Origin of the sequence: Sphingorhabdus sp. SMR4y (assembly GCF_002218195.1) — a bacterium.
GTDB lineage: Bacteria > Pseudomonadota > Alphaproteobacteria > Sphingomonadales > Sphingomonadaceae > Parasphingorhabdus.
Genome location: NZ_CP022336.1, coordinates 2,434,216 through 2,447,993, shown reverse-complemented (window position 1 = coordinate 2,447,993; position 13,778 = coordinate 2,434,216). Strand labels below are relative to the sequence as shown.

At 59.6% G+C, this 13,778-nt stretch carries 15 protein-coding genes and 1 tRNA gene; 5 read left to right on the top strand and 11 right to left on the bottom strand.

Features of this window, described 5'->3' with window-relative positions:
- Positions 1 to 80 precede the first annotated feature (80 nt).
- The 3 genes from hisC (at position 81) to SPHFLASMR4Y_RS11770 (ending at position 4,148) form a co-directional block, all read left to right on the top strand.
- Positions 81 to 1,181: a histidinol-phosphate transaminase gene (gene hisC, locus SPHFLASMR4Y_RS11780; protein WP_089133719.1), complete on the top strand. Its 1,101-nt coding sequence runs from the start codon at positions 81 to 83 to the stop codon at positions 1,179 to 1,181.
- Positions 1,181 to 2,089, top strand: a complete 909-nt coding sequence (locus SPHFLASMR4Y_RS11775; protein ID WP_089133718.1) for a prephenate/arogenate dehydrogenase family protein — start codon at positions 1,181 to 1,183, stop codon at positions 2,087 to 2,089. Before hisC ends, SPHFLASMR4Y_RS11775 begins: the two co-directional genes overlap by 1 nt.
- Positions 2,090 to 2,663: 574 nt before the next feature.
- Positions 2,664 to 4,148 carry a spinster family MFS transporter gene (locus SPHFLASMR4Y_RS11770; RefSeq protein WP_260806955.1) on the top strand — a complete coding sequence of 495 codons (1,485 nt, stop codon included), beginning with the start codon at positions 2,664 to 2,666 and terminating at the stop codon, positions 4,146 to 4,148.
- Positions 4,149 to 4,168: 20 nt separating this feature from the next.
- On the opposite strand, the gene SPHFLASMR4Y_RS11765 is transcribed toward SPHFLASMR4Y_RS11770, so the two are convergent.
- The 7 genes from SPHFLASMR4Y_RS11765 to ftsE form a co-directional block, all read right to left on the bottom strand.
- Positions 4,169 to 4,570 carry a cupin domain-containing protein gene (locus SPHFLASMR4Y_RS11765; RefSeq protein ID WP_260806954.1) on the bottom strand — a complete coding sequence of 134 codons (402 nt, stop codon included), beginning with the start codon at positions 4,568 to 4,570 and terminating at the stop codon, positions 4,169 to 4,171.
- A gap of 40 nt (positions 4,571 to 4,610) precedes the next feature.
- Positions 4,611 to 5,216 carry a hypothetical protein gene (locus tag SPHFLASMR4Y_RS11760; RefSeq protein ID WP_089133716.1) on the bottom strand — a complete coding sequence of 202 codons (606 nt, stop codon included), beginning with the start codon at positions 5,214 to 5,216 and terminating at the stop codon, positions 4,611 to 4,613.
- Positions 5,217 to 5,352: 136 nt separating this feature from the next.
- Positions 5,353 to 6,333, bottom strand: a complete 981-nt coding sequence (locus SPHFLASMR4Y_RS17255; RefSeq protein WP_222102929.1) for a hypothetical protein — start codon at positions 6,331 to 6,333, stop codon at positions 5,353 to 5,355.
- A gap of 226 nt (positions 6,334 to 6,559) precedes the next feature.
- Complete coding sequence (locus tag SPHFLASMR4Y_RS11750) at positions 6,560 to 7,249, bottom strand: lysophospholipid acyltransferase family protein (RefSeq protein WP_089133715.1); 690 nt, start codon at positions 7,247 to 7,249, stop codon at positions 6,560 to 6,562.
- Position 7,250: 1 nt separating this feature from the next.
- Positions 7,251 to 7,784: a YdcF family protein gene (locus SPHFLASMR4Y_RS11745; RefSeq protein ID WP_089133714.1), complete on the bottom strand. Its 534-nt coding sequence runs from the start codon at positions 7,782 to 7,784 to the stop codon at positions 7,251 to 7,253.
- A gap of 8 nt (positions 7,785 to 7,792) precedes the next feature.
- Positions 7,793 to 8,689 carry a cell division protein FtsX gene (locus tag SPHFLASMR4Y_RS11740; protein ID WP_089133713.1) on the bottom strand — a complete coding sequence of 299 codons (897 nt, stop codon included), beginning with the start codon at positions 8,687 to 8,689 and terminating at the stop codon, positions 7,793 to 7,795.
- A 15-nt stretch (positions 8,690 to 8,704) separates the two neighbouring features.
- Positions 8,705 to 9,415, bottom strand: coding sequence for a cell division ATP-binding protein FtsE (gene ftsE / locus SPHFLASMR4Y_RS11735; RefSeq protein WP_089134853.1), 711 nt, complete (start codon positions 9,413 to 9,415; stop codon positions 8,705 to 8,707).
- A gap of 197 nt (positions 9,416 to 9,612) precedes the next feature.
- Here ftsE and SPHFLASMR4Y_RS11730 point away from each other — a divergent pair, with 197 nt between their 5' ends.
- A complete protein-coding gene (locus SPHFLASMR4Y_RS11730) occupies positions 9,613 to 10,386 on the top strand; it encodes a zinc-ribbon domain-containing protein (RefSeq protein ID WP_089133712.1) in 774 nt (257 codons plus the stop codon).
- Positions 10,387 to 10,419: 33 nt separating this feature from the next.
- On the opposite strand, the gene SPHFLASMR4Y_RS11725 is transcribed toward SPHFLASMR4Y_RS11730, so the two are convergent.
- Positions 10,420 to 10,689 (bottom strand): hypothetical protein, encoded by a 270-nt coding sequence (locus SPHFLASMR4Y_RS11725; protein ID WP_089133711.1) that lies wholly within the window; start codon positions 10,687 to 10,689, stop codon positions 10,420 to 10,422.
- Between the two features lie 241 nt (positions 10,690 to 10,930).
- Between SPHFLASMR4Y_RS11725 and SPHFLASMR4Y_RS11720 the strand changes: the two genes are divergently transcribed.
- Positions 10,931 to 11,019: transfer RNA gene (locus tag SPHFLASMR4Y_RS11720), tRNA-Leu, on the top strand.
- Between the two features lie 208 nt (positions 11,020 to 11,227).
- On the opposite strand, the gene SPHFLASMR4Y_RS11715 is transcribed toward SPHFLASMR4Y_RS11720, so the two are convergent.
- The 3 genes from SPHFLASMR4Y_RS11715 to SPHFLASMR4Y_RS11705 are packed head-to-tail and all read right to left on the bottom strand — an operon-like array spanning position 11,228 to position 13,622.
- Positions 11,228 to 12,865, bottom strand: a complete 1,638-nt coding sequence (locus tag SPHFLASMR4Y_RS11715; RefSeq protein ID WP_089133710.1) for a recombinase family protein — start codon at positions 12,863 to 12,865, stop codon at positions 11,228 to 11,230.
- Positions 12,862 to 13,293, bottom strand: a complete 432-nt coding sequence (locus SPHFLASMR4Y_RS11710; protein WP_089133709.1) for a DUF2924 domain-containing protein — start codon at positions 13,291 to 13,293, stop codon at positions 12,862 to 12,864. Before SPHFLASMR4Y_RS11710 ends, SPHFLASMR4Y_RS11715 begins: the two co-directional genes overlap by 4 nt.
- The gene (locus tag SPHFLASMR4Y_RS11705) at positions 13,293 to 13,622 is read right to left on the bottom strand and encodes a DUF3489 domain-containing protein (protein ID WP_254305790.1); all 330 of its coding nucleotides are present in this window, start codon (positions 13,620 to 13,622) and stop codon (positions 13,293 to 13,295) included. The genes SPHFLASMR4Y_RS11710 and SPHFLASMR4Y_RS11705 overlap by 1 nt, the downstream gene beginning before the upstream one ends.
- Positions 13,623 to 13,778: the final 156 nt, after the last annotated feature.

Here is a 13,778-nt window from a genome sequence, read left to right as displayed (position 1 = left end):
AAATGATAATGCTGTTGACTGACAGGCCGCAAAGGTTAGTCCGGCGACAGATATTCTCTTCTGACAAGCGGACCAAGGCAATGAGCGGACCAAAAGCAAAAGACTGGATCATGGGCATCGCGCCTTATGTACCAGGCAAATCGACCGGCGCGGACGGACGCAAGATCGTCAAGCTGTCGGCCAACGAGAATCCACTCGGCTGCAGTCCGGCAGCCACCGAAGCACTCAATGCCGCCTCGACCTCGGTCGATCGCTATCCCGATCCCGGCTCGACCCGGTTGCGCGAAGCGATCGCCGCCAAATATGATCTCGACCCGGCGCGGATCATCTGCGGCACCGGTTCCGACGACGTGCTCCATCTCGCCGCCAATGCTTTCAGCGGGCCGGGTGACGAGATCATCTATGTCAAATATGGCTTTGCTGTCTATGATATCGCGGCGCGACGCTATGGCGGTACGCCGGTGGTCGCCGATGACAAGGATTATGGCACCGATGTCGATGCCATTCTCGCCAAGGTCACCGACAGGACCAAGGTCATATTTATCGCAAACCCCAATAATCCGACCGGTACCTTCACACCGCGCGCCGAGATCGCCCGCCTGCACGTCGCCCTGCCCGGCCATGTGCTGCTGGTGCTCGATGCCGCCTATGCCGAATATATGGACGAGGGGCAGGATGACGGCGCGATGGAACTGGCGAGCAGCCAGACCAATGTGCTGGTCACCCGTACATTCTCCAAGATTTACGGGCTGGCGGCAGAGCGAATCGGCTGGGGCTATGCGCATGCCGACATCATCGGCGCGATGAACCGGATCCGCTTGCCTTTCAATGTCACCACCGCGGGGCAGGAAGCCGCCGTCGCGGCGCTGGCAGCGGAAGATTTTGTCACCATGAGCCGCGAGCATAATGCCAAATGGCGGCAATGGCTAAGCGACGAGATGAGCGCTCTCGGCAACCACGGTCTCAAAATCGTGCCGAGCCACACCAATTTTCTGCTCGTCCTGTTCGAAGGCCAGGTCAGCGCCGAACAGGCCAATGCCGCCCTGATGGACAAGGGCTATGCGGTGCGCTGGCTGCCTGGACAGGGGCTGGTCAACGGTCTGCGGATGACCATCGGCACCGAAGAAGAGACCCGTGGCCTGGCCCAGGCCCTGCGCGAGATACTGGAAGCCGCTGACTGATGCTGCCTTTTTCCAATATTGCCATCATCGGTATCGGACTGATCGGCTCGTCCATTGCCCATGCCGTACGCGAAGCCATGCCAACGGCCCGGATCACCGGCTATGATGCCGATCCGGCGGTGCGGGCGCGAGTCAATGAACTGGGCTTCTGCCACGATGTCAGCGACAGCGCCGGTACGGCGGTGACCGACGCTGATCTCGTCATCCTCTGCGTGCCGGTCGGTGTAATGGCAGAGGTTGCCGCCGAGATCGCCTGCGACCTGCCCGCAGACGCCATCATCAGCGATGTCGGTTCGTCCAAGGAAAGCGTACTGGCCGCGTTCGCCAAGGCGCTTCCCGAGGCCCGGATCATCCCGGCCCATCCCGTTGCCGGAACCGAGAATAGCGGTCCCGATGCCGGATTTGCGACGCTTTTTCAGGACCGCTGGTGCATTCTCACCCCGCCGGCTGACGCCGCCGAAGGGGATATCGAGCGGGTCAAGGCCTTTTGGGAAAAGCTCGGCGCCAATATCGAGATCATGGATGCCAAACATCATGACCTTGTGCTCGCCGTGACCAGCCATTTGCCACATCTTATCGCCTATACGATCGTCGGCACGGCATCCGACCTCGAGCATGTTACCCGCGGCGAAGTGATCAAATATTCCGCTGGCGGTTTCCGCGATTTCACCCGGATTGCAGCCTCCGACCCGACGATGTGGCGCGATGTTTTCCTGTCCAACAAGGACGCGGTGCTGGAAATGCTGCAGCGATTCTCGGAGGACCTCTCGGCGCTGCAACGCGCGATCCGCTGGGACAAGGGCGACGAACTGTTTGACCTGTTTACCAAGACCCGCGCCATCCGCCGCCGGATCATCGAGGAAGGCCAGGATGACGCCGCCCCCGATTTCGGCCGAACGCACGATTAACGGGCTTTGATCGCAGCGCAGCGTTCGGACTCGCGCAAAGCCAATAAGATACAAAGCCATCGCCGGGGTATTTCCGGCCATAGCGCGATCGTGATCCTTGGTCCCCGACAAAAACTTTGCCGCAACTTTACAGCGGCGGCCGCTTTTGTTTTCCGCGATCTTTGCCCGGAAGCCGCAGATTTCTAGCCCTCTCCCGTCCTCAGCCGCCCGTCTAGTGTAACCTTCCAGATCATCCTCCGAGCCATTCTCCCAAAAACATGTGGACAGGATAAATCGCGATAATAATCGATCGAACCAGGTGTAGGACAGCGGTATCTGGATGACGGGTTCGGGGTTGTTGCACCATTTCCGCCTCCCGTCTCTGTTTCCTGCCACCGGGCGGGGTCCGGACGATCGGACAGGGCTCTTCCGGACGCCGCACTGTGGCAGCGAATACATTTCACCAAATAAACGCCTGTGCCGAACCATTGGAAAACCGTCTTCTACAACGAGATATACATTGGCGTGAAATCCGGTACCATGCGAGAATACCCGGCGGCATCAATCAGCCGGGACATATCTTGGGAGTCTGAATTTGGCCGAAGCGACCGCGATCAATGCCGCACGTTCCGACAGGGGTGGGAGCCCGGAAACGGGTTACGGCAGCAAAGCCTATCGAAACTATATCCTCGGCATCCTGCTCACCGTCTATATATTCAATTTCATCGATCGCACGATCATCAACATCCTCACCGAACCGATCAAGGAATCCTTCGGCGTTGAAGACTGGCAAATGGGGCTGCTCGGTGGCCCGGCTTTCGCTATTCTCTACACTTTCGTCGGTATCCCGATTGCCCGCTTTTCCGAAAAGAAGCACCGGGTCTGGATCATCGCCGGATCAGTGGGCTTGTGGAGCCTGATGACGGTATTATGCGGTTTTGCAACCAGCTTCATCGCGCTGTTCATATTCCGGATCGGCGTCAGCATCGGTGAAGCCGGCTGTTCGCCGCCGGCCAATTCGATCATCGCCGACTATTTTGTGCCCAAGGAACGCTCGACCGCCGTTTCGGTCTATGCGCTGGGTATTCCGCTTGGCGGCATGGTGGCTTATGTATTCGGCGGTTTCATCGTCGGCAGCCTCGATGGCCCGACCGTCGCTGCGATGCTGGAGCGCTGGAACTGGGCCTGGGCGGTCAATGCACTCGACTGGCAGAATATCGAGGGCTGGCGCGTGGCTTTTGTCGTCGTCGGGGTTCCCGGCCTCCTCGTCGCCTTGATTGTCAAGATGACGATCAAGGAACCGCCGCGCGGCTATACCGACCCGGTGGAAATGCAGAACAGGGAACAGGTCGGTTTTCGCGAAGTCTTGAGGATATTATCGCAAAAACCGGCTTATTGGCATGTCACCATGGGCGTTACCATCGCCTCGTTCGTCAATTATGGCGTCGGCCAGTTTTTCGTGTCCTTCCTGATCCGAACCCATGAGCTGTCGATATTCGACGCATCGGTCAAAGTCGCGCTGGCTCTCGCCGTCATGGCGTCAATCGGCACCTATATGTCGGGTTTTCTGGCAGACAAATATGCCGAGCGCTTCCCCAAGGCCCTGGCCCTCATCCCGATGTTTGCGCTGCTCGGCGTGATACCCATGCATGTCGTCGGCTATCTCGCCGAGTCCTTGTGGCTGGCGATTCCGCTGATGATGGTCGGCCAGATGCTGCTCTATACTTATCTCTGCCCGCTCTACGCCGTGCCGAGCGGGGTGGTCGACAGCAGGATGAGAGCAACAGCCGTTGCCGTGACGCTGTTCATCGTCAACCTGCTTGGCTACGGCCTCGGGCCGCCGCTGATCGGCGGCCTGTCGACGATATTGAACGCGACCTTCCTGTCGGGACTGGATCCAGCGCTGACCCTCGAGGCGTGCAAGGCGAGCAATCTGACGGTGACTGCCCAGACCGCTTGCGATTCAGCCAATGCGGACGGTCTGCAATGGTCAATGATCCTGTTCAAATGCCTCTATCTGTGGGCGGTGTGCCATTTCTACTTGGCCAGCCGCACTATCCAGCGCGACATGGGACGCTGACCGGATAGCGGAAACGACAATTACTCGGTTGTCTTGCCGTCGAAATGCTCATGTCCCGTTTCCGCATCGGCCGCGGTGGCATGAACGGTACCGTCGATATGTTCGGGCGGCCCATAGATCGTGTACAGGCGGAGCGGTTCCTTGCCCGTATTCACGACATTATGACTGGCGCCCTGCGGTACGATGATTCCGTCATCGGCTTTCACCTGATTCGCTTTGCCATCGATCCAGATTTCGCCACTGCCCACTTCGATCCGGAAAAACTGGTCCCGGTCATCATGCACTTCTTCGCCGATCTCGTCACCGGGTTGCAACGTCATCAGTACCAGCTGCAGATTGTGGCCGGTGTAGAGCACCCGGCGGAAGTCTTCATTCTGCTCTGTCAGCGCTTCGATATTGTCGACAAAACCTTGCATGTGCATATATCCTTTCATCGGGAAACCCGTTGCATCGAGCAAACAACTATTCGCTTTCGCCGCTTTCGGCCATTTCTTTTTCCCAGCTTTCCTTGGCCGCAACCCGGGCCGCTTTGCTGGCATCCGCGGTCGCTGCCGCCGCCTTTATCACGGCTTTTTGCGCGGATTCCGCGGCCTGTTTCGCAGCGCCCGCATCCGATTCCAGTCCCGCCATCAGCGAAACATTGGTTTCGCGAACCGCTGCACCGGTTGCTGTCACAGCCTGTTCCATAAGGTCCCTGGCCTTGCGGGCATTTTCATGCGCCGCCAGATCCAGTTGGCTATTGGCCATGGCAATTCTGGCCTGAGCCCGTTTGGCAGCAGCCTCCGCATTGATCGCCATCTGGGCGGCGGCCTCCTTGTCTTTCTGCGCTTCGGAACAGACCGCCAGCTTGGCCGCCATCACCGCCATTCGGGCGGCGTCATGCGCCTCCAGTGCCGCCTTGCTCGCATCATGTACTGCAGCGTCGATACTGCCCCCGGCGTCGTCGAGCGCGTCATATTCGGATGTTGCGCATTCTGCCTGATCATCATTTTCTGCTTTCGGGGTACAGCCCTGAATCGTCAGGGAAAGGGCCAGTACGGTCGCGACGGTCGATATTGTCTTGTTCATGGCTCGGGCTCCAGAATGGCAGTCGTGAAACAATGTAACAAGCTGTCTTCCATTGCTTCGGGATGGGCTTCAAAAACAATATGTGCGGCGATTTGTAACTACGTAATTCCCGCAAATCCGCGCCCTGAACAGATTTTCAGCGGGCTTGCAGCCGTTCCAGCGCCAGATTGATTTCCTGCAAGCGATCACCGCTTGCCGGCTTCATGCCGTCATCCGATGCGATCTCGAGCTGCTTTTCGCCATAAGCCCAGCGTTTAAGAATGTCTCGCTGGATGGAGAGCGGGAGTTCCGTTGCCAGCAGCCCTGCCGGGCTCGGAAAGATACTGGCGGGATTACCCAGCAGCGCCTCGACGTCCCAGTTCTGCGCTTTCGCTTCGGATCGCAACATTTCGCGGTCAATGTCGCGGTCGATCCTTGCCTTGACGTCCCGCTCCGTGGGCAGAACTTCACCGGCTATATAATATTCCCCGCTTGGCAGGAAGGAATAGGGCACGCCGCGATAGGCCTGCAGCTCGCCGGCAAATTCCGCGCCATTGTAACGCTCCTCAAGGACAGCATGGGTTGCTGGAAGATCGTGAACATGCACGTCCGATCCGCAATGTCTGGCGAGAATGTCTGTCGCATGCCTCTCGTCGGCCGCATTCCAGGTCCGGACCCATAGAAGCAGACCGCCGCGTTCAAGCTGATCTTCGACATAGTCGGCATGATGCTGTCCGATAATCTTTGCCAGCACCCCGCCAATCGCACCGCCACCGATCCCGCCGGCGGCCGCGGCAATGATCGCCGCGCCAATGGCACCGCCCGACGCGACCACGGCGCTGAGGGTCGCCAGCGCGCCGACATAGATGAAGCCGCCAAAGACACCGCCTTCCGCGTCGCCGATCGTATCCGTCGAAATATAGGCAGTGGTGGGAACAACCGCGTCATCTTCCAGCTCCGTTACCGAGGCAAAGCCGTGACCCAGTTCCTTTTGCACCGAGGACAGGGGAGCCAGGAGACTGAGTTCGGAACGGTCAAAACCGTGCGACAACAGGTCGTCAACAGCAGCCTGCAGCGCGCATTCGGATTGAAAGACGCCAACCGCTTCGCGGACGGTGGGAGTTTCTTGCTCGGCCATATCATCTTCTCCGGCTGTGGTTTACGGACCGGGACAGATCACAGGCTGCCCGCGCCTTCGCCGCCATGGCTGATTATTCTAACCCGGCATCGGCAGCAGATAACCACGTAATGTCCCGTAGAACTGGGCCAGCGATCCATCCAGCCCCGGAAAGCCCGGCTCCCGGCGGGAAAGAACAAGGCGAAAGACTCTCTGCCTTCACCGATATGGCGAGGGGCGCCTGCGCTCAGTCGTTCAGCATATTGATCGCTGTGTGCACCCTCTCGCGAATCTCGTCGCGGTCGAGGCCCGGCTCTATCTCCGGCTGCACCTCGTAGGTGATGACACCGCTTTTCTGCACAAAAGTATCGCGCGGAGAGACGATACCGCTGTTCAGCGCCACCGGCACCAGCGGGATGCCCATCAGCTTGTAGATACCGGCAAATCCGGTTTGCAGTTCGGGCCGTTCGCCATGATGGGCGCGACTGCCTTCTGCGAAGATGACGATCGGGCGGCCTTCCGCAACCGCTTTTTTGGCCTGTTTGATGATCTGCCGCATCGCTGCCCCGCCGCCATCGCGGTCAATACCAAGCAGGCCGTGCCGGGTCGCGATCCAGCCCCACAGCGGAATGACCAGCAGCTCTTTCTTGGCGATCACCACCGGCTTGTCGAACAGCCGCAGCAGATCGATCGTTTCGAACATGCTTTCATGCTTGAAGACGTAGAGCAATGGCTCGTCGCGAATCTCGCCCCGGACCTCTACCCGGATACCGAGGATCAACCGGGCACAGAAATAATGATAGCGGCTCCAATATTGCGCCATATAATAGATGGTCTTGGGCCAGAAAAAGGCACCGAGAAATGTGGCAATGATGATCGGCACCGAGCCGAGATAGAAAATCGCCATGAAGATCAGCGAACGGATGACGGCCGGCATCTCAGACACCCGCCAGAGCGGCCAGACGGCGCATCAGATATTTATTATATTCGGTGAACAAGGTGCCCAGCGACGGCCGTGTGTGCACCGCGTCAGACAGGATAAGGACATCCGACGGCATCGCTCTCTCCAGTTCCAGCCGCGCCCGGCGCATATGCCAGTCGGAGGTCACCAGCCGCACCGACTTGTCGCCCCGCCGGGCCGCCCAGCGGGCTATTTCCAGCGCGTTGGAGCGCGTGTCGACGGCCTGGAAACCGAGATCGATACAGCAATCAAACAGATCACCCTCCCGGTCATATTCGGCAGCGAGTTCGGCCGGCTTCACATCCCGGTCGACGCCGGAAATCAGCAGCCTGCCCGCGGATTTTGCTTCGAGCATATCCAGCGCGCGGTCGATGCGACCAGCGCCACCGGTCAGCACGACGACCGATCCGGTATGGGCATCATCGTCTGCCGGACGCGGCAAATCGATGGCGAACCAGGCGAAGCCGATGATCCAGAGCAGGAGCAGGAAAGAGAAAAGACGCAAAATCATCGGGCAGGCTATAGTATCTTTTTCAGGGCGCCGATAACCGTCAATCGGGCGGTTACCATGGCAAGGAACATCCCCAATATCGGAATGGCGGCAATTATCAACCAGCTCCACCAGTCGAGGCCGACGGATTCCACCAGTCCGGACCCGAGAGCGGTCAGCTGGCTGCTGATCAACCAGATGATCGCGGTGCCGCCAGCCAGACCGATCAGGCCGCCGAGCAACGCGTCCAGCGCAATGCGCCGCTGGAACAGGCGGCTGATCTGCTGGTCGGTGCCGCCGAGAAGATGCACGACCGCGATGGTCTCGCCATGGGTGTTGAGCGCCGATCGCGCCGAAATAATCACCGCGGCTCCGGTGGCCAGGGCAAGCAGACCAACCAGGCCAAAAGCGATCCACTGCAAGGAGCGCACCAGCGCAATGACCGGCGCGATATAGCCGCTGCTCGGTTCGACCCGGGCCCCGGGGGCTATTTCCTGCAGCGCGCCGCGCAAGGACTGATATTCCTCATCCGTCGCCACCCGGACCAGCTTGAGATCGATCAACGCGGGAAGCGGAATATCCTCGGCCAGATCCTGGCTGCCCAGCCACGGCTCGATCAGCGCCTTTATTTCTTCGGGCGGCAGCACCCGGACTTCCTCGATCAGCGGCAGCGCCCGCAACCGTGCAGCGGCGGCGGTGGCCTGACGGCTACGCACTTCCGGATCGGCTTCGATGATCTGCACCGTCGCCCGGCTGGACAGTTCGTCCGATACATCACCAATCGCCCGCGTCATCGCCAGCCCGGCTGCTACTGCCAGCACCGTGAGGAATATCATGATCGCAATCACCCAGGGGATCGGTCCGGACAGGCGGCCCTCGGGAATCAAGCGGCGGTCGTGGCCGGGAATCGCAAAAAATTTGAACATCTATGCTGCGCCCTGCTACATCTGGTCTTTGGGCCGCGGCGGATGGCGCAACGATCCGGTCGGATCGGCCAGCATGCCTTTTTCCAGCCGCATCATCTGCGCGCCGGGAATCTTGCTGAGCAGATGGATATCATGGGTCGCCACGACGATCGTCGTGCCGAGCGTATTCAGCGCCTCGAACAATTGCAGCAAGCGGATCGCCATTTCGGGGTCGACATTGCCGGTGGGTTCGTCGGCCACCAATATTTCCGGCCTGCCGATCACCGCCCGGGCGATCGCCACACGCTGTTGTTCCCCGCCCGATAGCGTCGCCGGCCGGGCCGAAGCCCGGTCCCCCAGACCGACCCATTCGAGCATCTCGGCGACGGGCACTTCCAGATCTTTCTCGCGCACCCCGGCGACCCGCAAGGGAAGCGCGATATTGTCGAAGGCCGAGAGATGCGGAACCAGACGAAAATCCTGAAAGACCACGCCGATACGGCGGCGAAAGCCGGGCAACCGCTCCCGCGGCATGGTCACCGCATCTTCGCCGAAAAGCCGGATCACCCCGCGACTGGGGCGTTGCGACAGATAGAGAAGTTTCAGCAGCGAGGTCTTGCCGGCTCCGGACGCGCCGGTCAGGAAATAGAAACTGCCCGGAAACAGCGTGAAATTGAGATCAGCCAGAGTTTCCGCGCCCGCACCATAGCGCAGACCGACATTTTCAAATCGAACAATTTCGTCCAACATGCTCTACATTCCAATATCGCGGCGAAATATTGCCCGGTCAGCCAACCAATAGGCCTTTAACACCCCCCAAATCAACTCCGCTGTCGATCAGCGCCGATCGATTCGGCAGGAAAACGCGGAAAAACCCGTATCGGTCTCAAATCGCTCAACCAGCCACTTGCAGTTTATCGTTATGCCGTGTTTAGAGGGGTGTCATGATTTTGAATTGCCCGGCCTGTAAAACCCGTTATCTCGTGCCCGACAGCGCCATTGGGCCCAATGGTCGTTCGGTACGCTGCGCGTCCTGTCGCCATAGCTGGTTTCAGGAACCGGCCATTCCGGAAGAAGCGCCGGTCCGGGAAATGGAAACGGTCGACGCGGCTCCCGCTGCTCCGGCTTCCCCGCCAGCCGCACGGAAAAACCCAGCGGCGCAGGACTGGGAGCCCGGCCCGCCCGTCTCGCCGGTCACCCGATCAGCCCCGCCACCACCGATTTCCGTAACCCCGGGCTATGCCGCCGGGGACAGCAGCTTCGCCCATGAACCCCCGTTCAAGGCCCGTCGCAATCCGGCAAAATTGTGGACCATCGCTGCCGTTGCTTTTGCCGCGCTGGTGCTGGCAGCCGGTGCCGCGTTATATTATTTCGGACCGCCACAGTGGGTTTCCGACTATGAATTCGCCTCGACCGAAGAAACCCCGCTGCTCATCGAACTGAGCCAGAAGCAGGATCGGCGGACGCTGCCCGACGGCACCGAATATTTTGCCGCCAGCGGGACGATCATCAATCCGACGACCGAGGAAGAGTCGATACCGCCGATGCTGGTAATTCTGCGCGATGCCAGCGGCCGGATTGTCTATAGCTGGAAAATGAAGGCACCGGCGCCATCGCTCGCACCGGGAGCGAAGATCAATTTCAACGAAGCCAAGCTCGACGTGCCGCGCGGCGCGAGCCAGCTGGAAGTCGGATGGGCCGATAACGGCCGCGAATAGCCGCAATAGGGGGCGTCCCTGGAGCCAGCGAGATCAGTGGAATTCCTGCAGCCGGATTTTCTCGCCGTCGACCTTTTCAACCACGCCTGCCGAGCGCACCGGGGAGAGATGATATGTTTCGCGGCCACGGGTCGCGGACTGCACGTCCCGCCGATCAACCGGCGCCTCGAAATCAATCACCGCCGCGCGCAGGACCCTGGCGCTCGCGACTCCCTGTACGCGCACCGGCCCGGATACAGATTCGACCGGAGGCCGGTCCGGCGCTGCACCGAGCAACAGCAGAAAGAGAAGCAGACTGTCCATGGAAGGAATAGAGCGGACTGCACGCGGGCCGGACAAGGTCAATAAAAGGTTAACGGTCGCCCTAGCCGATATTTTTATCCGCGCCATGGCACCGGCCCGGCTTCTGTGCTTTTGCGGGACATAATCGCCCCCGCGGTTAACGGACTGTCGCGATGGCGACGAATATCTGTTGCGGCTGGGAAACCCCTTTGCTAAGGGCACGCGCCTACCCGGGACATAGCTGTCCCAAGCTAGAGACAGTGCGGTCGTGGCGGAATTGGTAGACGCGCAGCGTTGAGGTCGCTGTGGGGTTAATACCCCGTGGAAGTTCGAGTCTTCTCGACCGCACCAGACAGTCTTGCAATCACCTATAACTTTGCCTTCGGGCAGTCGGCGTCGCAGAACTCGCGCAGTTCTGCGGCCTTTCTGGCCAAACAACTCTCTAGCGTGGGTGAGAGACACCGCTTCCTCGCTGTGAGCGTGGCTGAAAAGTAGCAGATTCTCTGTTTGGAAGTTCCTCGCCCACAAGGCGTTTCGATGATGCAGCGGATGTCTGCGCTCAGGAATCGAAGCCGAGCAGGTCTTCCTGATCAACCCATGCTACGGGCAATGTCGTCTCGAGTAGAATGGTGCGATTGATGGTCTTCGGCTGGTTTCCCGACATCATCGATTCGATGATCCTGGGACTGAGCCAGCTCAGGTTCAGCAACTTTGTCAGTTGTTTGCGGCAGCGCCCTTCCTGCTTTGCGATCTGGTTGATGCTGAGCTCTGGATTGCTCATGATCAATTGCTGAGCATCAATTGCGTCAGCTACTAACTGAATCAATTTTGTATCGGGTGTGCAGCCATTGCCTTCTGCATCCATCCTGAGCTTCGCTTCGCGAAACGTCATTCGCTCCGGGAGTGGAATGCGCCAGGTGAGGTGATCGCATATCGGCACATTGATGGCTTCGGCCTTCAGCGCGACATCGATATGTCCAGCTCTTACCTGCAAGCTCGCAATCAGGTCATTTATGATCGTTTCGCGTTCACTGTTGCGGGCGAGGCGACTGGCGAGCAATTGGGCAGCCGCGAACATCGTCCGCAATTTCCCGGCTTCTTCGATCCCCGACAATCGGCGCAGCGTATGCCCGTCTTTTAACAGCTTGACGAGGTGCTCAATAAGATGCCTCTCGAGCCGACCCTGCGAGAACCGGGTTGCTGATGGATCAACGGGGCGGGCAAGGTCTTTGCGTGTTTCGTAATAGGCGTATCGGCGAGTGCCCTTGGTCGCATAAGTTGGCACCATCGGCCGGCCGTGGGGATCTATCAACAGGCCGCGGAGCAATGCTTGTTGTGGATCGTTGGTCGGGCGCTTGCGCGGCGGGGATTTTCGGCTGAGCTGTGCCTGCACCGTATCCCACAGCTCCTCATCAACGATCGCTTCGTGTTCACCGTCATACACCTGTCCCTTGTGGACGATCTTCCCGCGATAAACCGGATTCTTCAGAAGATGGAACAGACTGCCGCGTGCGAAGGGGATCCCGCCGCGATGCGGCCCGCTGGTTCTGTTCTGAACCTTGGTCACAATGCCTTCGCGGCGCAGACATTTGATCAGGGCGGGCACTGTTCCTACCTGGAGATAGAGCCGCATTATCCTATGCACACGCTCTGCTTCTTCCGGTACCGGCGCCAGCTTGCGCTCGATCACCTGATATCCGAGCGGCACTGGTCCGCCCATCCACATACCCTTCTTTTTAGAGGCAGCGATCTTGTCGCGTATTCGCTCGCCGGTGACCTCACGCTCGAACTGAGCGAACGACAGCAAGACATTCAGCGTCAGCCTTCCCATGCTGGTGGTGGTGTTAAACGCCTGCGTCACCGAGACGAAGCTTGCCTGTTTGGCATCGAGCCGTTCGACGATCTTTGCAAAGTCGGCAAGGCTACGGGTAAGACGATCGACCTTGTAGACAACGATCACGTCGACCAGGCCAGCTTCAATATCGGCCAGCAGCGACTTGAGTCCCGGACGGCGCATGCTCCCTCCCGAGAACCCGCCATCGTCATACCGGTTCGGCACTAGCGTCCAGCCCTCGTGCCGCTGGCTTAGTATATAGGCCTCGCAGGCCTCACGCTGGGCATCGAGGCTGTTGAACTCCTGCTCGAGCCCGTCCTCGGTTGACTTGCGAGTATAGACCGCGCAGCGTAGCGGTTTCATGTCTTGGGCCCGGACAGGCCAAAGAACCGCGGTCCGTTCCAGTGCGAACCGGTGATGGCCTTGGCGATTGCTGTAAGCGACCTCCAGTTCCTTCCATCATATTCGAAACCATCCTCGAGCACGGTGACACTATGACCAACACCGTGCCAGTCACGAACGAGCCTTGTACCCGGTGTCAGCTTGCGGGGCGGCGGGCCCTCAGGGGTGCCGTCCTGCGAGCGTGCCGCCATGCGGCGCAGGAGCGTCCGGGTGGAACGTCTAAGCCCCCCAAGCTTCTGCTCCTGCAGGCGGTAGCCGATCCCGAGCCGCAATTGATCTGGCGGAAGATTTGGAGCAGGAGCGGCATAACGCCGCGCCCACTCGGCTCTCAGTTCTTCGGCCGGCATGTCTGCAAGCCGCTCAAGCGTGACATACGCGCGTCGTCCCATCAGCCCGCCACCACGCGGTAAACGCGCTCCTCACCGCCTGTTTTCGTACTGGTAACATGATGACCCTTCTTTTTCAGGCCGGTCAGCGCGGCCCGAGTGGTGTGCGGCAGCCAGTCAGTCGCAGCGACGAGTTGGGAGATTGTGGCTCCGTCTGCTCGCTCAAGCATGCCGAGAACCAGACTGGCCTTACTGGAGAGCTTCACTGGCTTAGGCTCGACTTTGGGATCGGGGGCGGAGGTCGAAGCTTTCACTTCTGCTGCGGGTGTCAGCCTGCGCGCCATATCGCGCCACAGTTTTGGGGCGGACTTGTTCTCAATTGTATCGGTCATGGTGTGGTACTCCTTGGCAGAGCAGCACCTTGCTGCTCCCACCACCCATAGCCCTCCCGGTGGCATCGGTCAGGGCAGCGGCCGCACATTTGGGCCGCGATTCAGTGACGACACCAATGCTTGCGGCGCTGGGAAAGTCCAATGGTATGTAGGTGA

Excerpts from the sequence above, each read along its gene's own strand:
- hisC (WP_089133719.1), top strand. The coding sequence starts at position 81 with ATGAGCGGACCAAAAGCAAAAGACTGGATCATGGGCATCGCGCCTTAT.
- SPHFLASMR4Y_RS11775 (WP_089133718.1), top strand. The coding sequence starts at position 1,181 with ATGCTGCCTTTTTCCAATATTGCCATCATCGGTATCGGACTGATCGGC.
- SPHFLASMR4Y_RS11765 (WP_260806954.1), bottom strand. The coding sequence starts at position 4,570 with ATGCACATGCAAGGTTTTGTCGACAATATCGAAGCGCTGACAGAGCAG.
- SPHFLASMR4Y_RS11760 (WP_089133716.1), bottom strand. The coding sequence starts at position 5,216 with ATGAACAAGACAATATCGACCGTCGCGACCGTACTGGCCCTTTCCCTG.
- SPHFLASMR4Y_RS17255 (WP_222102929.1), bottom strand. The coding sequence starts at position 6,333 with ATGGCCGAGCAAGAAACTCCCACCGTCCGCGAAGCGGTTGGCGTCTTT.
- SPHFLASMR4Y_RS11750 (WP_089133715.1), bottom strand. The coding sequence starts at position 7,249 with ATGCCGGCCGTCATCCGTTCGCTGATCTTCATGGCGATTTTCTATCTC.
- SPHFLASMR4Y_RS11745 (WP_089133714.1), bottom strand. The coding sequence starts at position 7,784 with ATGATTTTGCGTCTTTTCTCTTTCCTGCTCCTGCTCTGGATCATCGGC.
- SPHFLASMR4Y_RS11740 (WP_089133713.1), bottom strand. The coding sequence starts at position 8,689 with ATGTTCAAATTTTTTGCGATTCCCGGCCACGACCGCCGCTTGATTCCC.
- SPHFLASMR4Y_RS11730 (WP_089133712.1), top strand. The coding sequence starts at position 9,613 with ATGATTTTGAATTGCCCGGCCTGTAAAACCCGTTATCTCGTGCCCGAC.
- SPHFLASMR4Y_RS11725 (WP_089133711.1), bottom strand. The coding sequence starts at position 10,689 with ATGGACAGTCTGCTTCTCTTTCTGCTGTTGCTCGGTGCAGCGCCGGAC.
- SPHFLASMR4Y_RS11715 (WP_089133710.1), bottom strand. The coding sequence starts at position 12,865 with ATGAAACCGCTACGCTGCGCGGTCTATACTCGCAAGTCAACCGAGGAC.
- SPHFLASMR4Y_RS11710 (WP_089133709.1), bottom strand. The coding sequence starts at position 13,293 with ATGGGACGACGCGCGTATGTCACGCTTGAGCGGCTTGCAGACATGCCG.
- SPHFLASMR4Y_RS11705 (WP_254305790.1), bottom strand. The coding sequence starts at position 13,622 with ATGACCGATACAATTGAGAACAAGTCCGCCCCAAAACTGTGGCGCGAT.